This is a genomic window from Mycobacterium sp. SVM_VP21 (assembly GCA_024758765.1).
GTDB classification, from domain to species: domain Bacteria; phylum Actinomycetota; class Actinomycetes; order Mycobacteriales; family Mycobacteriaceae; genus Mycobacterium; species Mycobacterium heraklionense_C.
Window position 1 is genome coordinate 4226284 of sequence record CP101406.1, and the last position, 23705, is coordinate 4249988.

General features: G+C 66.9%; 25 protein-coding genes and 1 pseudogene. 16 read left to right on the forward strand and 10 right to left on the reverse strand.

Annotated elements, in window-relative coordinates; genetic code table 11:
* Nucleotides 1-3: 3 nt before the first annotated feature.
* Entirely contained in the window at nt 4-1365 is a 1362-nt protein-coding gene (locus NM962_19840; GenBank protein UVO12121.1) for a TIGR01777 family oxidoreductase, read from the reverse strand.
* A gap of 126 nt (nt 1366-1491) precedes the next feature.
* Here NM962_19840 and NM962_19845 point away from each other — a divergent pair, with 126 nt between their 5' ends.
* Both NM962_19845 and NM962_19850 read left to right on the forward strand, forming a co-directional pair.
* Nucleotides 1492-1938 carry an SRPBCC family protein gene (locus NM962_19845; protein UVO12122.1) on the forward strand — a complete coding sequence of 149 codons (447 nt, stop codon included), beginning with the start codon at nt 1492-1494 and terminating at the stop codon, nt 1936-1938.
* A gap of 380 nt (nt 1939-2318) precedes the next feature.
* Nucleotides 2319-3521 carry a PE-PPE domain-containing protein gene (locus NM962_19850; protein ID UVO12123.1) on the forward strand — a complete coding sequence of 401 codons (1203 nt, stop codon included), beginning with the start codon at nt 2319-2321 and terminating at the stop codon, nt 3519-3521.
* Here NM962_19850 and NM962_19855 read toward each other — a convergent pair.
* Nucleotides 3511-4401, reverse strand: a complete 891-nt coding sequence (locus NM962_19855) for a DUF1295 domain-containing protein (GenBank protein ID UVO12124.1) — start codon at nt 4399-4401, stop codon at nt 3511-3513. The two genes, NM962_19850 and NM962_19855, sit on opposite strands and share 11 nt — an antisense overlap.
* A gap of 183 nt (nt 4402-4584) precedes the next feature.
* Between NM962_19855 and NM962_19860 the strand changes: the two genes are divergently transcribed.
* The 6 genes from NM962_19860 (at nt 4585) to NM962_19885 (ending at nt 10174) form a co-directional block, all read left to right on the forward strand.
* Nucleotides 4585-5889, forward strand: coding sequence for an FAD-dependent oxidoreductase (locus NM962_19860; GenBank protein ID UVO12125.1), 1305 nt, complete (start codon nt 4585-4587; stop codon nt 5887-5889).
* Nucleotides 5883-6581, forward strand: a complete 699-nt coding sequence (locus NM962_19865) for a DUF1365 family protein (GenBank protein UVO12126.1) — start codon at nt 5883-5885, stop codon at nt 6579-6581. Before NM962_19860 ends, NM962_19865 begins: the two co-directional genes overlap by 7 nt.
* The gene (locus NM962_19870; protein ID UVO12127.1) at nt 6578-7852 is read left to right on the forward strand and encodes a class I SAM-dependent methyltransferase; all 1275 of its coding nucleotides are present in this window, start codon (nt 6578-6580) and stop codon (nt 7850-7852) included. The genes NM962_19865 and NM962_19870 overlap by 4 nt, the downstream gene beginning before the upstream one ends.
* 91 nt (nt 7853-7943) lie before the next feature.
* A complete protein-coding gene (gene sigK / locus NM962_19875) occupies nt 7944-8504 on the forward strand; it encodes an ECF RNA polymerase sigma factor SigK (protein ID UVO12128.1) in 561 nt (186 codons plus the stop codon).
* A complete protein-coding gene (locus NM962_19880) occupies nt 8501-9196 on the forward strand; it encodes an anti-sigma factor (GenBank protein UVO12129.1) in 696 nt (231 codons plus the stop codon). Before sigK ends, NM962_19880 begins: the two co-directional genes overlap by 4 nt.
* A gap of 15 nt (nt 9197-9211) precedes the next feature.
* Nucleotides 9212-10174 carry an SDR family NAD(P)-dependent oxidoreductase gene (locus NM962_19885; protein UVO12130.1) on the forward strand — a complete coding sequence of 321 codons (963 nt, stop codon included), beginning with the start codon at nt 9212-9214 and terminating at the stop codon, nt 10172-10174.
* Nucleotides 10175-10194: 20 nt separating this feature from the next.
* Here the strand turns inward: NM962_19885 and fadD5 are convergent, their stop codons facing one another.
* Entirely contained in the window at nt 10195-11724 is a 1530-nt protein-coding gene (gene fadD5, locus NM962_19890) for a fatty-acid--CoA ligase FadD5 (protein ID UVO12131.1), read from the reverse strand.
* On the reverse strand, nt 11721-12503 hold the full coding sequence (locus NM962_19895) for an enoyl-CoA hydratase (GenBank protein ID UVO12132.1): 783 nt from the start codon (nt 12501-12503) through the stop codon (nt 11721-11723). Before NM962_19895 ends, fadD5 begins: the two co-directional genes overlap by 4 nt.
* A gap of 117 nt (nt 12504-12620) precedes the next feature.
* Between NM962_19895 and NM962_19900 the strand changes: the two genes are divergently transcribed.
* From NM962_19900 to NM962_19910, 3 genes are all read left to right on the forward strand, one after another.
* Nucleotides 12621-13832 (forward strand): TetR/AcrR family transcriptional regulator, encoded by a 1212-nt coding sequence (locus NM962_19900; protein ID UVO12133.1) that lies wholly within the window; start codon nt 12621-12623, stop codon nt 13830-13832.
* Nucleotides 13833-13988: 156 nt separating this feature from the next.
* Nucleotides 13989-14618 (forward strand): TetR/AcrR family transcriptional regulator, encoded by a 630-nt coding sequence (locus NM962_19905; protein ID UVO12134.1) that lies wholly within the window; start codon nt 13989-13991, stop codon nt 14616-14618.
* Nucleotides 14619-14743: 125 nt separating this feature from the next.
* Nucleotides 14744-16006 (forward strand): FAD-dependent oxidoreductase, encoded by a 1263-nt coding sequence (locus tag NM962_19910; protein ID UVO14847.1) that lies wholly within the window; start codon nt 14744-14746, stop codon nt 16004-16006.
* 12 nt (nt 16007-16018) lie between these two features.
* Here NM962_19910 and NM962_19915 read toward each other — a convergent pair whose 3' ends face one another.
* Both NM962_19915 and NM962_19920 read right to left on the reverse strand, forming a co-directional pair.
* Nucleotides 16019-16279, reverse strand: coding sequence for a type B 50S ribosomal protein L31 (locus NM962_19915; protein ID UVO12135.1), 261 nt, complete (start codon nt 16277-16279; stop codon nt 16019-16021).
* The gene (locus NM962_19920) at nt 16276-17466 is read right to left on the reverse strand and encodes a GTP-binding protein (protein ID UVO12136.1); all 1191 of its coding nucleotides are present in this window, start codon (nt 17464-17466) and stop codon (nt 16276-16278) included. Before NM962_19920 ends, NM962_19915 begins: the two co-directional genes overlap by 4 nt.
* A 108-nt stretch (nt 17467-17574) precedes the next feature.
* Here NM962_19920 and rpmB point away from each other — a divergent pair, with 108 nt between their 5' ends.
* Genes rpmB through rpsR form a run of 4 tightly spaced genes read left to right on the forward strand, consistent with a single transcriptional unit; the run spans nt 17575 to nt 18551 of the window.
* Nucleotides 17575-17811 carry a 50S ribosomal protein L28 gene (gene rpmB / locus NM962_19925; protein ID UVO12137.1) on the forward strand — a complete coding sequence of 79 codons (237 nt, stop codon included), beginning with the start codon at nt 17575-17577 and terminating at the stop codon, nt 17809-17811.
* Nucleotides 17811-17975: a 50S ribosomal protein L33 gene (gene rpmG / locus NM962_19930; protein UVO12138.1), complete on the forward strand. Its 165-nt coding sequence runs from the start codon at nt 17811-17813 to the stop codon at nt 17973-17975. Before rpmB ends, rpmG begins: the two co-directional genes overlap by 1 nt.
* A gap of 3 nt (nt 17976-17978) precedes the next feature.
* Nucleotides 17979-18284 (forward strand): 30S ribosomal protein S14, encoded by a 306-nt coding sequence (rpsN, locus tag NM962_19935; GenBank protein UVO12139.1) that lies wholly within the window; start codon nt 17979-17981, stop codon nt 18282-18284.
* Nucleotides 18285-18551, forward strand: coding sequence for a 30S ribosomal protein S18 (gene rpsR / locus NM962_19940; protein UVO12140.1), 267 nt, complete (start codon nt 18285-18287; stop codon nt 18549-18551). It begins immediately after the preceding gene.
* Here rpsR and NM962_19945 read toward each other — a convergent pair.
* The 3 genes and pseudogenes from NM962_19945 to NM962_19955 form a co-directional block, all read right to left on the reverse strand.
* Nucleotides 18493-21363: an RND family transporter gene (locus tag NM962_19945; GenBank protein ID UVO12141.1), complete on the reverse strand. Its 2871-nt coding sequence runs from the start codon at nt 21361-21363 to the stop codon at nt 18493-18495. The genes rpsR and NM962_19945 overlap by 59 nt on opposite strands.
* Nucleotides 21360-21767, reverse strand: coding sequence for an MmpS family protein (locus NM962_19950; GenBank protein UVO12142.1), 408 nt, complete (start codon nt 21765-21767; stop codon nt 21360-21362). Before NM962_19950 ends, NM962_19945 begins: the two co-directional genes overlap by 4 nt.
* A 1-nt stretch (nt 21768) precedes the next feature.
* Nucleotides 21769-22209, reverse strand: a pseudogene (locus tag NM962_19955) (nitroreductase family deazaflavin-dependent oxidoreductase).
* A 149-nt stretch (nt 22210-22358) separates the two neighbouring features.
* Between NM962_19955 and NM962_19960 the strand changes: the two are divergent.
* Nucleotides 22359-22922, forward strand: coding sequence for a TetR/AcrR family transcriptional regulator (locus NM962_19960; GenBank protein ID UVO12143.1), 564 nt, complete (start codon nt 22359-22361; stop codon nt 22920-22922).
* Nucleotides 22923-23123: 201 nt separating this feature from the next.
* Here the strand turns inward: NM962_19960 and NM962_19965 are convergent, their stop codons facing one another.
* Nucleotides 23124-23498 carry a metalloregulator ArsR/SmtB family transcription factor gene (locus NM962_19965; GenBank protein UVO12144.1) on the reverse strand — a complete coding sequence of 125 codons (375 nt, stop codon included), beginning with the start codon at nt 23496-23498 and terminating at the stop codon, nt 23124-23126.
* Nucleotides 23499-23705 lie beyond the last annotated feature (207 nt).

A 23705-nucleotide genomic window follows, 5' to 3' on the forward strand; every position in this document is an offset into this window, starting at 1 on the left:
GACTCACTGCGGTCCCGTACGCCCCAACAGGTGGCGCAGCAGCGGCTCGAGTTCGGGCATGCGGAACGGGTGACCAGCGTCGTTGAGGCGGCCGGGCAGCGCGCGCTGACTGGCGCACGCGAGTTCACGAGCACCTTGCGCGCCGAGCAACAGTCGCGGGCCCAGGCTCGGTACCGGCAGTGCGGTCGGTCGATGTAGCACGCGACCCAGCGCCTTGGTGTAGTCGACGTTGCGCGACGGGTTCGGGGCGACCGCGTTCACCGGTCCGCGCAGCCCGGTGTCCCACAGCGCTCGGTGATAGATGTCGATCAGGTCATCGATGCCGATCCACGGCAGCCACTGCCGTCCACTCCCGAGCCGGCCACCGAGCCCCGCCGCGAACAATGGCCGCATCAGGCGCAACGTCCCGCCGCGCGGGGACTGCACGATGCCCGTGCGTACCCGCACCACGCGGGTCCCGGACTGTTCTGCCGGCGTGAGCGCGCCCTCCCAGTCGGCTACGACGTCGGCCAGAAAGCCGTCACCGCGTTCGGCGTCTTCGGTCAGTACGTCGTCACCGCGGTCATACCCGTAATAGCCGACTGCCGAGGCGCAGATCAGCACGCTCGGTCCCGCGGGCGTGCCGGCGACCAGCTCGGCGAGCTTGCGGGTGGGCCCGATTCTGCTGTCACGGATCTGGCGGCGGTGCTCGGCGGTGAATCGGCCGGCGATCGACGCGCCGGCCAGATGGATCACGGCGTCTATTCCGGTCAGCAGATCAGGGTCGGGATGGTCGGGATTCCACTGCCGCTCATCAGGATTGTCCGCGGCATGGCGCACCAGGCGAATCACCCGGTGCCCGCCGGTGCTCAGGAACGCCGCCAAAGCCGAACCGACCAGCCCGGTCGCGCCGCTGATCGCCACGGTCAGCGGTGTAAGGCCTGCCTGCTGAGCACGCCGATGCGCTGCGGTGTCATCGGCGAGTTGGCGATGCCGGTAGACGAACATCGGCCGCAGCAGGGCCCCAGGGATGGGGGTTTCGACGTGGTCGATAACCCGCGTCCGCCCGTCGCCCAGATCCTCGAACTCGTGAGTGTGCGTCCAACTGAGCGTGGCCCGGGTGGGAAGTGATGCCAGGCCGTGCCCGCCGAGCGCGTCGACGAATCGCGCCGGCGGGTCGTAGCCGTCGGGCTGGTGTTCGGCGACCCACCGGAGTCCACCGGGAAGGGCTAAGACGGCCGTCCCGTCGCGGAGCGAATGGGCCTCGCTGACCAGGTTCATCGGCTGCCACGGCGGACTCAGCCGGGTGAACGCACCCGGCCTCTCATGCCATGCGAAGACCTCCGCGCGCGGCGCGGCAACTGTGCTGGAGAAGTCCACGCTCATGCCCCGACGCTACTTGGCGAATTCGGTTGTGCAAGAGGCGTCGGCACGCTGCCCGCGGACACCGACCACCGCGCCTTCGGTTCCGAATCACTGTCACAGCCACGACGTCAGGCCGGAGGAGCAGTCATGATCACCATGCAGCGTGAGGTGAGCAGTGACGTCGCGCAGGATGTGGCTTTTGTCTACCTCGCCGATTTCACCACCACGCAGCAGTGGGACCCGGGGACCATCACGACGGTGCGCGTCTCGGGCGATGGCGGGGTGGGAACTCACTACGAGAACACCTCCCGGTTCGCCGGACGGGTGAGCACGATCGACTATGTGGTGACCGCGCTGCGGCCGGGCCGGTCGATCGACCTGCGCGGAGAGAACGCCTCCGTCATCGTCTGCGACACCATCACGGTCGCCGCGCGGCAGTCCGGCTGCGTGATCACCTATCGGGTGCGGTTCGCCTTTCAGGGGTGGTTGAAGTGGATCGAGCCCCTGCTGCGCCCAGCCGTGATTCGGTTGCTCGACGACGGCGTCCGCGGACTTCGGGAGGAGCTGCGGCGCCTCGGCGACCAGGAGTGCTGACCGGCCCCGGGGATCGGCGAGGGCAAGGGCTGCGGACCGGTCCAAAGTTGGTTGTCGGTCGAACCCGACCCGCGGCGGTGCGGCTCCGAATAACTCCGATGTATGCCGTACCGAACTCTGCAGCGCCTGTCCCTGGCGACGAATCCTCGGCCCGGATCCTGATCGTCGTTCCAACGTCGCACCCGGTAGCGGAGATCACCCACACGTTCTTCTCGCACGAGAACGACGACACCACCCGGCGCATGGAAGTGGGAAGTTCCTCCTTCGCGCCACAGGTGACGGGCCCTACGGTAATGATCACCTGGGTAACAGACACGGGTCGGCCCAACCCGCTGCGGCACGTTCAGAACAGACCCCACCACCGTCGAAAGGGAAGTCACATGCGCGCTTTCACGCCTAGTCGTATCACCGCCGTTGTTGCCGCCACCGGTCTGACTGCCGGCGCGCTGGCGGACCTGCCTGTCGCATCGGCGACTTCGGTGGCGCCCATCGAGGTTGCGCTGACTGCCGGGGGATCGCTCGGTGACGGGACCGCTTTGATCATGGGTGGCACCAGCATTCCGCAACCGAACCAGCTCTACCTGGACGCGGCCAACCAGCTCTATCTCGAGCAACTCGGGTTCGGGGGAACCCTTCAATCGCTGTTCACCCCCGAGAACATCAGCTCGACCTCGCAGGCACGCGGCATGCAGATTCTCGATTCCACCATTCTGCAGAAGATCGCCAGCGGCGACGTCAGCGCCGAGAACCCGCTGGTGGTGTTCGGCTATTCGCAGAGCGCGGCGATCTCCTCGGCGGTCATGCGGCAGCTCGCCGGGCAGGATGTTCCGAGCGATTTCGTGCGCTTCGTCCTGATCGGCAATCCGGACAACCCGGTTGGCGGCATGACGGTGGAGACCAGCGGCCTCTACCCGCAATACCTGGCCGACAACGTTGCCACGCCGAACAATCTCTACCCGACTGACGTCTACACCCATGAGTACGACGGAGTCGCCGATTTTCCGACGTATCCACTCAACCTGCTGTCGGTCCTCAACGCCGCGATGGGCTTCATCTATTCGCACGGCACCTACTTGAGCCTGACTCCCGAACAGATCAGCAATGCCGTCCTGTTGCCCACCTCCGACAGCGACACGCTGGTCAACTACTACATGATTCCGTCCGAGAGCCTGCCGCTGCTCAACCCGTTGCGTTTGATCCCCATTGCCGGGCAACCCCTGTATGACCTGCTCGAACCCGTGACTCGAATTCTGGTCAACCTCGGCTACGGCAACATCGAACACGGCTGGTCGCCCGCCGACGCCGACGTCGTCACCGGCCCCGGCCTGTTTCCGACCGACCTGAATCTCGGCGATGTGGTGGCGGCACTGGGCAACGGACTGCAGCAGGGAATCAACGACTTCGTCGAGACCCTCTTCGATCCGGCCACCTACCAGATCACGCCGCTGCTGGACAACCCCTCGCTGACCGATCTCGAGGTGGCCGGCTACCTCTTCGGCTTCCTGCCCTCACCGAACCCTACGGGGGCAGAGGCGCTGCAGGGAATCAGCGAGTTGTTTCAGGCCTTCAGTGCTATGACCTGAGGTGGTTGCCCCGACGTGGCGGGCGGGGCACCAGGCGTGGCACGCGGTCGATCACATGCTGGTATTCGGGCCGGCGCTGCAGGCTGCGCTCCTCCATCATCGGAATGCTGGCGCCCAAGAACATCGCTACCATCGCCAGCACACCGAAGAACATCCACCACGCCTGAGCCGGTGCGGCGGCGACCCCGAACAGCGCGCACGCAAACCAGAAGCTGATCTCACCGAAGTAGTTGGGATGCCGTGACCAGCCCCATATCCCGCGATCCATCGCCGTGCCCGGCGCTCGATCCCGCACGAACCGGTGTAACTGCACGTCCGCCACCAGTTCCAGCAGCACCGCGGAAATGCCGATGGCAAACGCGACAACAGAAAGCCAGACCAGGCCCCGGTCCGGCCGTGTCACGGCGACATAGACCGGCACCAGGCCGACGAACACCTGCAGGGTGGGTACCAGGTGAATGGCGAACAGGTCCGCGACGAACTCCCAGCGTCCCGCGCGTTCGCGCAGCAGCGGATACCGCCAATCCTCATGGTGCATACCGGGAAATCCCCACACCCAGTTGGCGGTAAGCCGCACCGCCCACAGCCCCACCACCAGAGCGATCAATACGCAACGCGCGGTATCGACGTGAGGAAGCGACTGAAACCACCAATAGGCCACCAACAGGGGCGGAATGGCGCTCCAATAGGCGTCGTAGAAGCTGGAGTTGCCGAAGCACCTACTGAAGACGAAGACCACCACGGTGGCCAATACATCAGCGATCAACGTATCCAGCCAGAGCCGCCCGGTGCCCGGCCCCCAGCCCAGCCACGCGCCGGCGACGCCGACCGCGACGAGGTAGGCCGCGCCGATCAGCGACAGTGACGCGGTCTTCCCCATCGTCGGCCTCACCATGTGTTCACGCGGCTTGGTCTGTGTGTGTCAGCGGATACATGAGCCTTCATCTCGAAGTGGGGGTGCCGGCAGTTCTCGACGCTACCGGGAGACCGAGGCGGCGCAACCTGTTTCGATCGGCTTGTCGCCAAGTCCCGACCACGGCGCTCGCGGCTCCGAATAACTCCCATGCACAGTGCACCGCAGCGAGCGCGGTCGATAGCCGTGGTCGGCAGCGGCATAGCGGGCCTGACGGCGGCCTACATCCTTTCCCGCCACAACCGGGTCACGCTCTATGAGGCCGACTCTCGATTGGGCGGGCATGCCCACACCCACCTGCTCGAGGCTGATGACGGCAGCGCCCTCGCCGTCGACTCGGCCTTCTTGGTCTACAACGATCGGACCTACCCGACGCTGTGTCGGCTGTTCGGAGAACTCGGTGTGCACGGCACCGAGACCGAGATGTCCCTATCGGTGCGCAACGATGCCACCGGCTTGGAATACGCCGGGGCACGAGGAATAGGAGGCCTATTCGCCTCGCCGCGGACGCTGCATCCTCGCAACCTGCTGATGCTGGCCGAGATCCGGCGCTTCCACGCGGCGGCCAACGCGGTGCTGCAGCAATCGGGCGTCGAAGAGCTGGAAACCCTCGAAGCCTTCTTGCTGCGCCACGACTTCTCCGCCTACTTCAGAACCAACTTCATCGCGCCGTTGGTGGCGGCAGTGTGGTCCTGCCAAGCCAATGACGCGCTGAGCTACCCCGCCCGCTACCTGTTCACATTTCTCGAGCACCACGGCATGCTCTCGGTGTTCGGATCCCCGAAGTGGCGCACTGTGACCGGCGGCTCGATCACCTACGTGCAACGCATCGCCGCGAACCTTGACGAGGTACTGACCAGCGCCGCCGTGCGCTCAGTGCGCCGGGTGTCCGATGGAGTCCTGGTAGACGTGCGTGGATCGCAGCAGCGGCATTTCGATGCTGCCGTGGTGGCTGTCCACCCCGATCAGGCCCTGCGCCTACTCGATGGACCCACGGCCCAAGAACGTGCCGTGCTCGGGGCTATGCCCTATTCGACCAACCACGCTCAACTGCACACCGACGAATCGATGCTGCCCCGCCACCCCAGAGCCCGGGCGTCGTGGAACTACCGAGTCGCCCCGGACCGCCCGGCAGTGCTGGTCACCTACGACGTGAGCCGGCTGATGCGAATCCACTCCCGCCGGCGCTTCCTGGTCACCCTGGGCGGATCAGATCTGATCGACCCGCGCGCGGTGCTGTCCGAGATGACCTACCACCACCCGCTTTTCACTCAGGAGTCTGTCGCCGCCCAGCGGCGGATTCCCGAGCTCGGCGATGACCGCATCGCATTTGCCGGCGCCTACTACGGCTGGGGCTTCCACGAAGATGGTGCGGTCTCCGGAGTGCGGGCGGCGTGGCGGCTGGGCGCGGACTGGACGCCAACCGCCGCCCGCGGTGAGGCGTGCGCATGCTGACCCCAGCGATCTACCGCACCACTGTCACGCACCGCAGAAGGACTCCGGTGGTCCACCAATTCGCTTACCCCAGCTACAGCTGGTACGTCGACATCGATGAGCCGCCCCGGCTGCCCTGGTGGTTGAGACCGTTCGCCGTGTTCGACGCGAGTGATCACCTGGTGGGCAGCAGCGGTGACACCTTGCGCCAGCGCGTGGAGCGATTTCTTGCCCAACGCGGCGTTCCTGCACCCGCAGGCCGCATCTACGCCTTGCTGCAGGCGCGAGTTCTGGGCTACGTGTTCAACCCGATCAGTCTGTTCTGGTGCCACGACCGTGACGAGCAGCTGCAGCACGTGATCGCCGAGGTGCACAACACCTACGGAGAACGCCACGCCTACCTGCTGCCGCCGGCCGAGACGCCGGTCCAGGTGGCCAAACAGTTCTATGTCTCGCCGTTCAATCCCGTTGACGGCCACTATTTGGTCCGGGCTCCCCGTCCCGGTGCGGACGTCGACGTCAGCATCGCGTTGTACCGTGCCGAGGAGCCGGTGTTCGACGCGACGATGCGCGGCATCGGATACCCGGCCACCGACCGCCGCGTCGCCCGCATGCAACTCATCGCGCCGTTGTCGCCGCTGCTGGTCGCGGCGCGTATTCGCCTGCAGGGCACCACGTTGTGGTTGCGACGCGTTCCGGTGGTGAAGAAATGAGTACCGCATCAGATCTGCGTCCGGCGGTGCCGGTCGATCCGAACCAGTGGCCGCAGCTGGCGCACGTCCCCTCGGGTCCGCTGGCGGCCGCATCCGCTGCGGTAGTGCACGCGTTGCTGCGACGCACCGCCGGGCGTCTGCCGGTCCGACTGGTCTATCCCGGGGGCGATCGCTACGGCGCGCTCGACCCCCACGCCCCGGAGCTGGTGATCCGTGATCCGGACCGCATGGCCAGGCGCATCGGAAGATCCGGATTGATCGGCTTCGGCGAGGCGTACATGGCCGGCGAGTGGGATTCGCCGGACGCGGTGGCGCTGCTCAGCGTCTTGGCCGGCTCGATGGGCGAGCTGGTCCCCGCGGTCTTGCAGCGGTTACGGCCTCTGGTGCTGGCCCGGCAACCACGGTCGCGCAATACCGTCACGCGTGCCCGCCGCAACGTATCGGCACATTACGACCTGTCCAACGAGCTGTTCGCGCTCTTCCTCGATGAGACCATGACGTACTCCAGCGCGCTGTTCGACCAGCTCCCCGGATCCTCCGAAGACCTCGCGGAGGCCCAGCGCCGCAAGATCGATCGCCTTCTGGACACGGCCGCCGTCGGTCCTGGGACCCGGGTCCTCGAAATCGGCACCGGCTGGGGCGAGCTCTGCCTGCGCGCGGCGGCCCGCGGCGCATCCGTGCGTTCCCTCACGCTGTCGCGGGAGCAGAAGCTGCTCGCCCGGCAGCGGGTGGCGGCCGCGGGCCTCGCCGACCGGGTCGAGATCGAGCTCCGGGACTACCGCGAAGTTACCGGCAGCTATGACGCGGTGGTTTCGGTGGAGATGATCGAGGCGGTCGGCTATCGCGGTTGGCCAGGCTACTTCCGGGCACTGGAACGCCTGACCGCACCTGGCGGCCGGGTGGCGATCCAGGCGATCACGATGCCGCACGACCGGATGATGGCCAGTCGCCACACCCTGACCTGGATTCAGAAGTACATCTTCCCCGGCGGACTGCTGCCTTCCACCCAGGCGATCATGGACATCACGGGGTATCACACGGGCCTGCGTACGGTCGACATGCGGTCGCTGGGCCCGCACTATGCAGACACGCTGCAGCTGTGGCGGGAACGCTTCCGGCGCAACAGTGCCGCCGTCGCGGCCCTGGGCTTCGACGAGGTGTTCTCTCGGATGTGGAATCTTTACCTGGCCTACTCCGAAGCGGGCTTCCGCTCGGGATATCTGGATGTCTACCAATGGACATTCGCCACATCGGACCAACGGCAGCAGTGAGGCGACGTCGATGCCTGCCGTCTCCGAACCCCTCGATGACTGGTTCCCAACCGCCCCACCTGGGACGGGGCGGCGGCTAGGCTGTCGTCCGATGAATCAGATCGCGGATTCCTCCGAGCTGGATGCGGTACTCCACCGGGTGGCGGGGGGAAGTCTCGCCGACTTCGCGACGCTCTATGACCGCACTGCCTCGCGGGTGTACGGCTTGGTGCTGCGGGTCCTGCGTGACACCGGCTACAGCGAGGAGACCACTCAAGAGGTCTACCTGGAGGTGTGGCGTAACGCCGGCAAGTATGACCCGGCCAAGGGGTCGGCGCTCGCGTGGCTGCTGGCCATGGCGCACCGCCGCGCCGTGGACCGCGTTCGCGCCGAACACGCTGCCGGACTGCGGGAATCACGCTACGGCGCCGCCAGCGCTGAACCGGCCGCCGACGTTGTCGTCGATGCGGTGATCGTCGGCGACGAACATCAGCGCGTCGTCGAGTGCCTGGGCGGTCTGCCCGAGAAGCACCGGGAGTGCGTCGAGCTGACCTACTACACCGGCTTGACCTATCGCGAGGTTTCGGAACGGCTTTCGGTCGCCACATCCACGATCAAAACGCGGATGCAGGACGCATTGCGCCGCCTGCGTGAATGTTTGGGCATGTCATGACCGAGCCGCACGGCTTCGACCTGCTCGCACTGGCGACGCCGTATGCGCTCGACGCCGTCTCCGACACCGAGCGGCGCGAGGTCGAGCGAGGTGTCGCCGGCGCACCGACGGCTGTCGCGCAGGCCTTCGGAGCCGAGGTTTCGGCGGTGCAGGAGACCATGGCAGCCATCGCGGAGACCACCGCCGCGAAGCCGTCGCCGGCGCTGCGTGAATCGATTCTGAGCCGAGCCGCGAAGCTCTCCGCCGCCCGTTCTCGATGGCGTACCGCGGCTGTTGCCGCGGCGGCAGCCATCGTGGTGGGACTAGCGGCGTTCGGGTTCGGAATCCAACTCAGACCCACCGGCCCACAGTCGGTCTCGGACCGCGTGCTCGCGGCGCCCGACGTGGAGAGTGTGACGACTCCGCTCGCCACCGGTACTGCGACGGTGCTCTTCTCCAGGGAACGCAGTGCCGGCGTCCTGGTGATGAACAATGTGCCCCCGCCCGAACCGGGCACGGTCTACCAGATGTGGCTGCTGAGTCCCAGCGGTGCGACGCTGGCCGGCACCATGGACGCCGCCGCTGTGTCGCCGTCGACCACCGCGGAGATTCCTGCCCTTGGCGACTCGACGGCGCTCGGGTTCACCGTGGAGCCCGATCCGGGGTCGCGCGAGCCCACCGGGCAGATGCTCGTTGAGATACCGCTGCGCTGAGACGAGGTCGGTCGGATGGGTCTGGGGTCGGTAGTCGATTCGGTGCTGGACCGTGCCGTTCTTCCCGGCTACAGCCGCCTGGGGTACCGGATTCGGGAGCACGCGTGGTCTGGTGATCCCGAGCCACAGGCACTGCGCGGCAAGACCGCGATGGTGACCGGGGCCAACAGCGGCATCGGGAAGGCCATCGCCGGGGGACTGGCGGCGCTGGGTGCCACGGTTGTGATGGTCAGCCGAAACCTCGAACGTGTCGAAGGTGCCCGAGCCGAGCTGATTGCCGAGCACCCGGATGCCGACCTGCGCGCAGAGGTCTGTGATGTGGCGGACTTGTCGGCGGTGCGATGGTTCGTCGCCGATCTCGGCGCTCGTCTGCCCAGCCTCGACGTGGTGATCCACAACGCCGGGTTGCTGCCGGCAGCGCGGGCCGAGACCGCTGACGGACACGAGATCACCCTGGCCACGCATGTGCTGGGCCCGGTGCTGATGACCGAACTACTTGTCCCCGTCTTGGCCGCATCCCAGGACCCTCGGGTCATCTTGATGTCCTCGGGCGGCATGTACACCCAGGGGCTGGCTGTCGACGACCCCGAATACCGGGTCGGACGTTACCGCGGTGCCACCGCCTATGCCCGAACCAAGCGGATGCAGGTGGCGCTGACCCCGGTGCTGGCCGAACGCTGGAAGGCGGCCGGAATCTCGGTGTACTGCATGCACCCGGGTTGGGCTGACACACCGGGAGTGGTTACGTCGCTGCCGACTTTCCAGAAACTGACCAAGCCGCTGCTGCGCACGGCATCGCAAGGTGCCGATACCGCGGTCTGGTTGGCCGCAACGCAGCCCGCGCCGCCGACCGGCCGGTTCTGGCACGACCGGCGGCAGCGCCCCGAGCACTATCTGCCGTTCACCCGAGAAAGCGGTGCGGACCGTGAGCGAATCTGGCGATACTGCGCACGAGCCATCGGACTGCGCGACAGCTGAATTCGGCAGCGCTCCGTTGCCTAGCCGTACTGCTTGCGCAGTTGCGGCTTGACCACCTTGCCGCTGGCATTGCGGGGCAATGCGTCGATCAGCACCAGTTCTTTCGGGTGCTTGTAGCGGGCCAGGCGCTCGTTGAGGAAGGGTTCGAGGTCCTCCAGCGTCAGCGGCGCCTCGCCGGCCGCTACCGCCACTATGGCCACCGGAACCTCGCCCCACTTGTCGTGGGCACGCCCGATCACGGCGGCCTCCTGGATCAGTGGGTGCTCGAACAGTACGTTCTCCACCTCGGCGCAGTAGATGTTCTCGCCGCCGGAGATGATCATGTCCTTCTTGCGGTCGACGACGTAGACGAAGCCCTCGTCGTCGACGCGGACCAGATCCCCGGAGTGGAACCACTCGCCGGCGAACGCTTCGGCTGTCGCCTCGGGCTTGTTCCAGTAGCCCTGCATCATGGTTGGCCCGCGGTAGACGATCTCGCCGATCTCACCGGGTGCCACGTCGTTCATGTTCTCGTCGACGACTCGTGCCGCGATGGTCGGGATCACCTTGCCCACCGAGCCGAGTTTGCGGATCGCGTCCTTGCCCTGGAGCACGCAGGTGACCGGTGACATCTCGGTCTGGCCGAACACCGCGACGTTGAGCGCGTCCGGGAACGTCTCCGCCATGGCCCGCAGCACCGTGTCGGACGCCGGCGCCGCCCCCCAGCTGATCACCTCGAGCGCCAGGTCACGTTGCCGCACAGTCGGATCCGCGCAGATGACCTGCCACTGCGCCGGCACCAGGAACACCGACGTGGCGCGCTCGCGCTCCCAGGCGTCGAGGGTGTCGGCGGCGTTGAACGCACCGAGCGGGTGAATCACCGTCTTGGTGCCGAGCATCAGGTTGGGCGCGATACTGCCCAGGCCGGCGATGTGGAACATCGGCGCGGCGCAGAAGTACACGCTGTCCGGGCTGATCTGCAGCGCCTGAATGCAGGTCAGCGACTGGGCCAGCAGGTTCGAGTGGGACAGGATGGCGCCCTTGGGACTTCCGGTGGTTCCCGAGGTGTACATGATCAGCGCCGGGGTGTCTTCGGGAACATCCGCGCCGGGGTGCGGGTCGCCGGGTTCGGCGATCAGCGACTCGTAGTCATCGCCGAGTACCACGGCCACGTCGAGTCCGGGGGTGTTCTTGCGGACGGCCTCTATCAGCGGTGCAAGCAGCTGATCGGTGATGACGCCCTTGGCTCCGCTGTCGGTGACGATGTAGCTGATCTCGGGGTCGGTGAGGCGGAAGTTGACCGGTACGGCGATGGCACCCAGGGCGTTGATCGCCAAGGTCGCCTCGATGTATTCGGTGTGGTTGAGCATCACGATCAGCACGCGATCGCCGAAGGAGATGCCGCGCCGGCACAGTGCCCCGGCCAGGCGCTGCGAGCGATCGTGCAGTTCTTGCCAGGTGGTGTCGTTGCCACGACAGCGGAAGGCAACGGCATCGGGACGCATTTCGGCGTGGGTTGCCACCTGATTCATCCAGTGGTTGCGGCGAGACCGCAGTGGCTGAGCGATCATTCGCCGAACACCGCCTTGCGCTTCTGCAGCATCGCGGCGGCGCCCTCGAAGAAGTCGGGGGAGCCCAGCAACTCCACCTGACCGGCCTTCTCGCGGGCCAGCGCGGCATCCAGTGCGGCGAGGTTGGTGGCGTTGAGCGCGCGTTTGGTCAATTCGATGGCGCGACGCGGTCCGTGGGCCAGCTTCTCGGCGGCCTCATTCACCCGGGCATCCAACTCCGCCTCGCCGAGCACCGCGTTGATCAGGCCGGCATCCCGGGCGGCCGTCGCCGATAGGCGTTCACCGAGCAGGGCCATCTCGTTGGCCACGGCCCGTCCGGCGGCCGCTGCGATCAGGGCGGTGGTGCCGCCGTCGGGCATCAGGCCGATGTTGGTGAACGAGAGCAGGAAGTAGGCACTCTCGGCGGCGTAGATCAGATCCGCGGCCAGCGCCAGACCCACGCCGACGCCGGCGGCCGGACCGTTGATCCGCGCGATCACCGGCACCGGGGTCTGCGCGACCGAGTTGACCAGCCGGGAGGCGCAGTCCATCACCTCCTCGGGGCCGACGCCGCCGGCCGTGGCCGACAGGTCGGCGCCGGTGCAGAAGGCCTTGCCTTCCCCGGTGATCACGATGGCCCGCACGCCCGGGTCGTCGGCCGCGCCGGCGATGACGTCACCCAGGCCCGCCATGGTGGCGTAGTCGATCGCGTTGAGCCGGGCGGGATTGGTGATCGTCACCCGCAGCACCCGGCCGTCGCGCGTCGCGGTGAGTTTGGCGGAGCTGGCGTTCTCGGACACGGTCAGACCCACCCTTCGATGAACCGGGATTGCAGCACGTCACTTCCTCCGTGGATGAAAATGTAAATTGTGGTTAACGTATGGGCGTCGGGTCCAACAGTCAACACGGGGGTGAAAATGGCCGCGTCCATGGCTGCGGGATCGGTCACTGCGGTGCAGCGGCGCCCCAAAGACCGCAAGGCGCAGATCGTCCGCGCGGCGGCCCGTGCGTTCAGCGAGCGCGGCTACCACGCGGTCGGGGTTGACGAGATCGCCGCCGAGGTGGGGATCTCCGGACCTGCGCTGTATCGGCACTTCGCGAACAAGTACGCGCTGCTGGTCGCGACCGCCCAGTACACGGCGGGGGTGCTGGTGAACGCCGCGCGCTCCGCCGACGATCCGGGCCGACCGGCGCCGGAGCGGTTGCGCGCGATCACCGCCGCGCTGATCGAGACCACGATCGGGACGCGACGCGAGGGCGCGTTCTACCGGTGGGAACGGCGCTACCTGCAGCTGCCGGATCGTAAAGACATCCGAGCCGGCTACGACGCGCTCAACGCCACGATCGCCGAACCACTGGCGGTGCTGCGCCCGGACCTTCCCGAAGCCGACACCGCGATCCTGGCCGCTGCGGCCCTGAGCGTCATCGGCAGCATCTCGGCGCACCGAACGCGACTGCCTGCCGCCGCACTTCAGGAACTGCTCGCTGAGCTGTGCTGGTCGGTGCTCACCGTCGAGCTGCCCCCGGCGCCTTCGGGTCCGCCGCCGCGGCGACCGGCGCGGGGCCTGCCCAGCGCATCAAAGCGTGAACGGCTGCTCGCCGAGGCCATCCGCATGTTCGGCCAGCGCGGCTTCTACGAGGTCAGCATCGAGGAGATCGGCACCGCCGCCGGACTCAACGGCTCCAGCGCCTATCGCTACTACCCGAGTAAGGCGGCCCTGCTGGCCGTCGCCTTCCATCGGGCCAGCGCCCGGGTGCTGATGGCCATCACCGACTCCCTGGCCGAGTCGACCAGTCCGCGGCAGGCTGCCCTGCGGATCGCCGAGCGCTACACCGCGCTGGCGTTCGCCGCGCCCGAGCTGATCAACATCTATTTCGCCGAGTTCGCCAACCTGCCCGAATCCGACCGGGTTGAACTGCGCCGTCTGCAGCGGCAGAACGTCGACGAATGGGCGCATCTGGTGAGCCAGGTCGGCGCGGCCGACACCGAAGCGGTGTTCCGTGTCCACGCGGCGCTTGCTCTGGTTGTCGATATAGGACGCCTGGTTAACTTTGATGATCGAGACGAACAACGGTCCCGGATCCATGCCTTGATGGCGGCCGTCCTTTTCGGCACCGGCGGCCGGTGACTGCAGGCGGCCACGCTGGCTACGATCGAGCGATGACTGCCGCACTGTCAGGACGCGAAGTGCCGTCACCGCTGCCCCCGAGGGTTCCGATGATCGTCGCGGCGTTGCGGGTGTGGCGCGCCGGCTAGGGGTGGCTTGATGAATGTGGTGGCCTAGATGGCCTACGTCAAGGCGTCCGAGCGCGAGGGTCAGATCGTCGCGGCCGCGATGCGCGTTCTCAGTGACGTCGGCGTGGCGGGCACGACATTGCGCGGGGTTGCCGCTGAAGCCGGGATCCCGCTGGGCACCTTGCACTATGTGTTTCCGTCCAAGGACCAGCTGCTGCGAGCGGTGATCGCCGCGGTCATGGACGACGTCGTGGACGCAGTGCGCGCCGATCTGAAGCCCGACCGGGGAGTGGCCCACGCGCTTCGCCAAGGCGTGACGAATTTCTGGAGCACGTTGGTCGAAAGCGACACCGGCCTGCAGATCATGCAATACGAGCTGGCCATGTACTCGGTGCGCAGCGAAGGCTCGGGCGGTCTGGCCCAGCTGCAGTATGAGCGCTACGCCGCGCTCGTCACTGAGTTCTGCGCCCAGGCCGCGCAGGCGGCGGAGGAGCGCTGCGCCGTCGATTTCGACAGTCTCGGGCGGCTCGCGCTCGCCCTGGTGGACGGGCTGATCGTGCAGTACGTGACAAGCCCGGACTCCGAGCGGGCCCGACGCGATCTTGACCGAGCCGTCGACATGGTCGTGCAATTCGCCGATCCGCAGCCCGTCGGCACACGCCCAAGCCACGCCGGCTGATTCCTTCGACCGCTGCCCGGTAAGCCGCCGGAGCCTTGACTCGGTCGGTTGACCGACTTAGATTGTCGAGCGTGCAGTCAGATGACGCGGCGGTGGCCACCACGGTGGCCGTAGTGGGCGCGGGGATGTCCGGGTTGACGGCTGCCCGCGATCTGCACCGGGCCGGCGTCGACGTGCTCGTTCTCGAGGCCGCGGAGCGACTCGGCGGACGGGCCATGACCGAGACCAGCGCGTTGGGGTCACGGGTCGACCTCGGCGGCCAGTGGATCGGCCACGACCACCACCGGATCAAGGCGCTGGCGTCCGAACTGGGCGCCACGCAGTTTCGGATGCACACCCGGCCGTTGCCCATCGTGGTCGACGGATCGCGTCGGCTGCGCGCCGCGGGACCGTCGATGCTGGTGGCCTTGCTCGTTCTCGTCGGCGTCGAAGCCTGGTCCCGTATCGCCAAGACGCAACGGTGCAATACCACGACGGTGCAGGCCCGGCTGCGCCGAGTGCCGGGGCGCGCTCGGCGGCTGCTCGAAGTGCTGGCCTACATCTCGTGGACGGCTGACCTTGATCGCTGCTCCCTTCACGCGATGGCGCAGAGCATCCGCCAGCAGGGCGGGCTGCGTACCATGCTGGCGACGGCCGGGGGCGCTCAGGAGTCCTTGGTGGCCGAAGGGATCGGCACGCTGATCGAGGGCCTTGCCGCCGAACTCGGTTCGCGTGTGCTCCCGGGTCGCCGGGTCACCTCGATCGTGTGCGGCGCGAACGGCGTCACCATCGACACCACCGCGGGTGCGATCCATGCCGCGAAAGTCATTGTGACGGTTCCGCCGCCGCTCACCGGACGAATCACCTACGACCCGCCGCTCCCGCCCAGCCGTGCCGCATTGGCGTCCGACACCTATATGGGCTCGGTGTACAAGGGCGTGGCGGTCTATCCGCGCCCGTTCTGGAGGGATCGAGCCGGCGGCGAGTTCCTGGTTCTCGACAAACCCGGACGGGCGGTGTTCGACACCGGCGCGCCGGGCGGTCCGGGCCACCTGTGTGTGCTGGTGGGCGGACCAGAGGCGCGTGAGCTCGACCGGCTCGATGCAGCCGAGCGGCGCAACGCGGTGCTCGGTGCGCTGGCCCGCTACGTCGGTCCCGACGTTCTCGAACCGGCGAGTTGGCATGAAAAGTCCTGGCATCTCGATGAATATGTCGGCGGCGGCTATATCTCGTTAGCCCTTCCCGGAACCACCGACGGCATCCCGCCGATTGATTGCACGCCGACCGGTGACATTCATTGGGCTGGTACCGAGACGGCGCGTGACCACGCGGGGTATCTGGAGGGCGCCATCGAGTCGGGCACCCGGGTTGCGCGTGAGGTGATCGAGGTGCTGTCTCCTACCCAGTGACGCTGGGCGAGTTTAGATCTGGCGTTGCCCGTAGCGGCGGCGGAATTTCTCGACCTGCCCGGCGGAGTCGACGATCCGGCTGTTGCCGGTCCAAAACGGATGTGACGCAGCGCTGATCTCCACGATCACCAGCGGGTAGCTGCGCGTGCCCGTCGGGGTGGGCCACTCGATGGTGCGGTCGCTGGTGACGGTGGAACGGGTCAGGAACGTCTGGCCGGTGGTGGCGTCCTGGAAGACGACGGGGTGGTAGTCGGGGTGGATGCCGAGTTTCATCGTTGGTCTCCTTCTTGGGAGCGGTACAGGGAAATATCTGCCGTGGCCGTGGGGGTCTCGTCGCACGGTTCTTGGTGGTGGTCGCCGAACGGGTCGGGGTAGCCGGCCCACTGGTGCGGGCTGCGCAACTCGACGTCGGTGAGCAGTGCGGCCGACAAGGCCTCGCGGATCTGCTCGGGGCGGGCGCCGCAGACCAGGATCACCACCGAGGTGTGCCGGTCTCCGTAGCGGTGGTCCCAGATCAGATCCGCGAACGCGTGTCGCTCCGGGGACACGCGGGCGGCCTCCTCGGCTGTCATCGCGGCCAGCCACTTGCCCACCGCGGCGGTATGCAACCCGCCGCCCGCCGACTCCAGCCAGATCGCTCGCTCGCCCCGGTTGGCCAGCCACAGCCGCCCGCGCGCCCGGATCACGCCGTCGAGCAGGGCATCGAGGGCCGAGTGCAGACGCTGCGGGTGAAACGGTCGGCGGGCGTGGAATTCGATCAGCTCAACCGGGCCCTCGGCCCGCAACGGCGGTTGACCAGCCAGCAGCGGGGCGTGCGGATCATCGGCTCGACCGCGGCGGGCGCCGTCATCGAGGTGGGTCACCGCCTGTTCAAGGCGAGCGGTGCCGGCGGTGATGCGCGCCAGCGGAGCCAACCGGCGCAGTACCGCCAACGCCGTCGGGTCGGGGGCGTAAACCACCAGGGCGTCGGCGGATTCAGCCTGGCCGACCACCACCTGGGCGATGGTGCGGCCGTCATCGAGTTCGTCGTCACCGAGCGCTTGCGGCAGCCACGCCGTGGCGTCGAGACAGGTGATGACCGCGGCGACCACCACGTCGCGGCCGGCTGGGCCGTCGATGTATCCCGGTCCAACGCGGACTCGCACGTTGCGGATCGCCCAGCAGATGGGCTGCGGCTCCAGCCAATTGGGCAACTGCACGACGATGCGCTCAACGCCGGCCCGGCGATGCAGCCGGCGCAGCAGCACCAGCAGGTCGTTGCGCAGCGTGCAGGACACGCAGCCGTGCGCCAACTCCAGGGCCAACGTCGTGGCAACCGCTGTCGTGCTGGTGGTTTCCCGCACCACCACGTGACCATCCAGTCCGTAGGCGACGGTCACCGTGCCCGCCTTGGCCTGCAAGGCTTTGGTCGCTGCGTCGGTGCCGTACTGCCCGGCCACCAGGATCACCGGAGTCCGCATCACCCTCCTAATGAAAATCATTGTCATTAATGCCGTCCCTACGGTAGCCTCCAGTCGGTCGCTTGTCGACAATGATTTTCAATAAGACCGTCATGAAGGAGAGTTCCGTTGTCTGCACGCTGCCAAGTCACCGGCCGGGTGCCCGGATTCGGGAATGCGGTGTCGCACTCGCATCGCCGCACCCGGCGCCGCTGGTCGCCGAATATCCAGGTCCGGACCTACTATCTGCCGTCACAGGACCGCCGGATCCGGCTTCGGGTCAGCGCGAAGGGCATCAAGGTCATCGACCGTGACGGCATCGAGGCCGTGGTGGCCCGACTGCGGCGCGAAGGTGAGCGGATCTGATGGCGCGCACCGACATCCGCCCCATCGTCAAACTGCGCTCCACGGCGGGCACCGGCTACACCTACGTCACCCGCAAGAACCGGCGCAACGATCCCGACCGCCTGGTGCTGCGTAAATACGACCCCGTCGTCCGTCGCCATGTCGACTTTCGCGAGGAGCGCTGAATCGTGGCTAAGAAGTCCAAGATCGTCAAGAACGAGCAGCGCCGAGAGCTGGTGGCCCGCTACGCCGAACGGCGCGCTGAGCTCAAGGAGATCATTCGTTCGACGTCGAGCAGTCCGGAACAGCGATGGGCCGCCCAGCGCGCGTTGGCTCGCCAACCCCGTGATGCCAGCCCGGTCCGGCTGCGCAACCGCGACAGTGTCGACGGGCGTCCCCGCGGCCACCTGCGCAAATTCGGGCTGTCACGGGTGCGTGTGCGTCAGCTTGCGCACGACGGCCACCTGCCCGGCGTCCGGAAAGCGAGCTGGTAGATGGCGATCAAACCCAAAGATTCGCGGCGTGTTTCGCGGAGCGGAGCCAGGTCCGCCAAGCCGAACCTGCTCGCCAAACTGGGCCTGGCGGTCGTCGACTACAAAGACACCGCCACGCTGCGCGTCTTCATCTCCCCGCGCGGCAAGATCCGCTCGCGTGACGTCACCGGACTCAGCGTGCGGCAACAGCGCCAGGTGGCCACAGCCATCAAGAACGCCCGGGAAATGGCACTCCTGCCGTATCCGGGGCCCACGGTCGACGGCTGACGACGCCGGGTCGGTCGTGGACCACGATCGGCCACCAGAACCAGCGACCGGCCAGGGTCGCGACGGCTGGAATGACCAGGGACCGGATGAGCAGCGTGTCCAGCAACAGCCCCAGACCGACGGCAGTGCCGGTCTGGGCGATGTTGTGTGCGTAGCCGGCCAGCATGGCGAACATGGTGAACCCGAACACCAATCCGGCGGTGGTGACCACCCCGCCGGTGTTGACCATGGCGCGGATGATTCCAGTCTTGATGCCGGCCCCGATCTCCTCCTTGAATCGCGCAACCAGCAGCATGTTGTAGTCGGCGCCCACCGCGACCAGAAACACGAAGGAGACCGGGGCCACCGACCAGTGCAGCGGGTTGCCGATCAGGTCCTGCCAGACGAAGGCGGTCAATCCCAGCGCCGCCAGATAGGACAGGGCTACGGTCCCGATCACCGCGATCGCTGCGACCAGACTGCGGAGCAGGATCAGGATCACGCAGAACACGAACGCGAACGCGGCTATCGCACTGGTGATGAAGTCTTCCCGCGCGAAGGCCTCGATATTGAGCAAGGTGCCGCCGGGGCCGCCGAGGCTCACCGTGCTTCCGGCCAGCGAGGTGCCTTTGATCGCCTGCAGTGCGGTCGGGATGACCTTGGCGCTGACATCCATCGCTTCGCGGCTGAACCCCTCCATCTCGGGGGTGACAACCATCCGAGTCATCGTCCCGTCGGGGGAGAAGAAGTACGGCATCGCATTCTTGAACAGCGGATTGTCGAAAGCCTGGCTGGGCAGGAAGAAGGCGCCGTTGGGATCGCCTCCCGCGAAGCTCTGGCTGAGTTCCTCGGTGAACGTGGTGATTTCGGTGATCTGGGGAACCAACGTCTGCAGGGTGGCGCGCAACGGTACGGTCGCGGCGTGGACCTGGACCGCGAAGTCCTTCACGTTGTCGAGTTGTGCGGACAGTTCGGGCAGGGTGTGAGCGACCGCGTGGGTTCCGCCGGCCAACCGGTCCACCAGGCCGTCGAAACGATGAAGGTCTTCGAACAGAGATAAGCTGGTGAGTGCCGCCCGGCAGGGTTCGTTGTCCCGGCAGTTGGGGATGGAATCGATGAACGTGCGGGCGGGTGCGGTGGCGTCGCGCAGCGAATCCATCTTCGTCACGACGCCGCTCAGTGCGGATTGGAGTTCGGTTGCGCTGCCGTCGATCTCATCGCTGCCGGCGCGCCCGCTATGCAGGGCCTGCTCAATCCCGGCGATGGTGAGTTGGAGTCGTCCCACCTCGCCGTCGAGGATCAGCAGGTCATCGGCTCGTTGGCTGAGCACATCGGTCATCTGCGTCAGTCGTTGCCCCAGGTAGCCGGCCTGGGAAGTCAGCGTGCCCTGCTGTAGCGGCGCGCCCAGCGGGCGGGTGATGCCTTGAACGTTGGAGACTCCGGGAATGGCCAGTACCGCGTTGGCGAGCTTGGCCAGGGCGATCATGTCCGACGGATTGCGCATGTCGTGATCGGATTCAACCAGAAAAACGCTGGGAGCCATGATATTCGGCGGAAGGTGGCGGTCGGCCGCGGCGATGCCCAAGTTGGCCGGTGAGTCACTGGGCTGGGCGATGCGTTCGTTGTAGCTGGGATGAAACGTCGGCAGGATCAACAGAGCCAGGCTCAACACCGCCAGCGAACCCACCAGGACCGGGCCTGGCCAACGCACCACGGAGGTGGCGATCCGACGCCAGCGACGCAGCGACTTCTGATCGCGGCCTTTGTGCGGCTCGAAGAACCCCAACCGGCTGCCGACCGCGAGGACGGCCGGCCCCAGCGTCAGTGCCGCGGCCAGGGTGATGACGACCGCGATGGTGCACGGCAACCCGGAGGTGCTGAAGATCGCCAGTCGGGTGAACGTCATGCATGCGGTCGCCCCGGCGATGGTCAGGCCCGAGGCGATGATGATGTGTTGCACACCGCGCAGCGCCGCGTAGTACGCGGCGGTCGGGTCCGCTCCGGCCCGGCGTGCCTCCTGGTAGCGGCCCAAAAGAAAGATGCCGTAATCGATTCCCGCGCCCAGAACCATGACCGCCATCAATGCCGAGGCGAAGATGGAGACGCCGATGATCTGGTGGTTGCCCAGCAGCGCGACCACCGGTCGTCCCACGCCGAGCCCTGCTCCGGCGACCAGCATCGGCATTGCCACCGTGATCGGTGAGCGGTAGACCCAGAACAGAATGGCGCCGACGAGCGCACCGCAGGCGATGAGCAGCAGCAGGATCGAGTCGTTAATCGACACGAGTTCGTCGTTGACCACCGCTGACGGCCCGGTCAGGTGTGCGGTGACTCCCGGCGGGGCCTCGGTGTTGGCGATGATGTCGCGAACGGCCTGGGTCGAGGCCATCGCCAGCGCGGTGCCCATGTTGCCGCTCAGGTTGAGCAAGACGTAGGCGGCATGACCGTCGGCGCTCTCGTTTGCCGCGGCGAACTGGGGATCGGACCACAGGTCCATTGCAGAGTTGACGTGTGCGGTGTCGGCAGTGATCCGATCCAGCAATGTCGAGTAGTACCGGTGGGCGTCGGGGCCCAGGGGTTCTTCGCCTTCGAGGAGGAGGTAGACGAAGTTGTTGGTGCCGGCGCCGCCGAAGTGTTCGCCGAGCTTCACGATGGCCTGCACCGACGCGGCATCGTCGGGCAGAAACGACTTCGCGTGCTCGGTGATGACCGTTTCCAATTGCGGGACGGCGAGATTGAGCGCGCCGGCGGCGCCCACCCACAGCACGATGATGGGCATTGCGAACCTGTAGAGCAGCCGTGCGATTAGGGGCCGGCCGGCCGGCGCGGTCATGCGACCGGCTCCTGGCATGCCACCGCCGAGGACGTGGACGATTGCTCGTCGCGGACCTGTCCGTCGATGACGACGCGACAGGACAACGGCTCGTTCTCGGTTTGTGCCATCACCCCGGTGGGCACGGTGATGCGCTGGGTGCGCAGGGTGGTCTGCCAGGGCAAGGTCGTCGATACCTGGCGCACCGAGCCGTCGACGTCGAGATAGGACGCGAAGACCGGAGTGCCTGCCGGACCGTCCACCCGGTATTCGACGACCTTCTCTGTGAGTCGGCCGACCGCCGGTGGGCGCGGTGAGTGGCCGACCGCGGGGTCGGGGATCTCGCTGAGCCTCAGATGGGCGATGAACACCCCAGTGGCGCATAGCGTTGCCGCGGCGACCAGATACACCCAGGCGGAACGCATCTCACACGGCACCGTCGGTGAAGGTGATGCGCACCGAGACCGGCGTGCTCGCGAGCGCACGAAACGTGGCCGCGGCCAAGCCTGCGAAGACGGGCCGGGACGCGAAGCTGCGCGCGCGGGCCGTCACGTCGTCGTCGGGTTGGAACTGCGCGACGCCGCTGCGCCACCGCGAGCCCTGGCGTATGCGGACTTGGGGATTGGCGGTGATGTTGGCTCCCCACCCCGACCGTGCCCCGTGCTGGGAGATCACCCAGGCGCCGCCGTCGTCGAAACAGGCGGCGACCGGAACGTGCCGCGTCTTTCCTGTCTTGCGGCCGGTGGTCTGTAGTTCGGTGGCCAGTGTGGTGCTGACACCCAGGCGGGCCAGCGCCGATACCAGGGGGTTGGCGAGATAGCGCCCGACTCGGCGTTCGACGCGGAACTTGCGTAGGGCTTGTTCGTCGCTTCGTGTCATGGCTGCTCCCCATCCCCTGCGCCGATCGATGAACCAGTCCGGCGACCGCGGTATACCGATTGGTCTACTCGCGTGCTGCGAGGCTAGTAGACTGATCGGTATATCGCAAACAGTCGGGGTCGGGAAAGGTGATGGTGATGGCGGCGCGTGACCGGCTCATCAACAGTGCAATCGCACTACTGCAGCGCAAGGGTGTTGCGGGTACCGGGATTTCCGAACTGCTCGCCCATAGTGGGATCGCGCGCCGCTCGGTCTATCTCAACTTTCCTGGCGGCAAAGCCGAACTCGTCGCCAATGCGGCCAGAGCCGCGGGGCGGACCACCTCGGACATGATCGGGCGGTTGCTGGCCGAAGCGGACGCAGTGACGGCCGTCGAGACGTTCATTGCGGTGTGGAAGGACGCCTTGACCGGCAGCGAGTTTCGTGCGGGCTGTCCGATCGTCGCCGCAGCGTTGGGACGCTCCGAAGCGCCCGATGCCGCCGATGTCGCCGGCGCAGTGTTCGCCGACTGGGAACGCCTGCTGGCCGATCGGTTGGAAGAAGCCGACGTCGCGCCCGAGACCGCTGAACAGCTGGCCACCACCACCATCGCGGCGGTTGAAGGCGCGGTGATCATGTCGCTGGCTGCGAAATCGGCGGCGCCATTGCAGCGCACCGGACGGCTGCTGAAAGAGCTTGTCGCGCAGCACACCCGGTCTTAGTGGTCGACGGAACTTCAGCCGATGTGGAACACGACCTCCAGGGTCAGGAATCCGAAGACGAGCAGTCCGAGGATCCCGGCGAGCACCGGCAGAACAAGCACTGGATCTTTCATGGATCGAGACGTTATACAGCCCCCGGTTGTAAAAAACTGAAGTGTGCTGCCAGTCACCGGATCTCGGGACTTTCGTCCGTGACCGGCGTCACGTTCGTGGCGGGTCGGGTGCCAGGCTGCCGTCCGGGGCGATGTGGGCGAAGATCTGCTGGAGCAGTGTCAAGATGTGCGGGTCATCGACGGTGTAGATGTGGTGACGCCCGTCGCGCCGTGCGTTGATCAGGCCGGCCAGCCGCAGCTTGGTCAAGTGCTGGCTCATGGTGGCGACATTGACGCCGGCCCGCCGGGCCAGGGTTGTCACGTCGTAGGCATCCTGGGCGGCCAGCCACATCACGTGCAGGCGCGCCGGACTGCTGAGCAGCGCGAACGTGCTCGCGGCGGAAGCTAGTTGGGGTTGGGTCGGTTCATCGGGCCGGCCACCTGAACTGATTTCTTCGGGCGGCCGTTCTTCATCTTTAGCCATGGCGGCATTCATTTTGTCCCAACTCCCATGACGGGATTCGCCGAACGTCACATTCGCATAGTTGCGCAATCGCCAAAGTATCGCCAGAATTGGGCCGTTCACGCGGCGCATTGGCCGCCCGGCGGGCGCCGTCCAGGCCCGCTCTCAGACCACAGGATGGGTTGCTGCCGAATTGATTCCGACATCGTTGCTGCTGCGCCCGGCCAC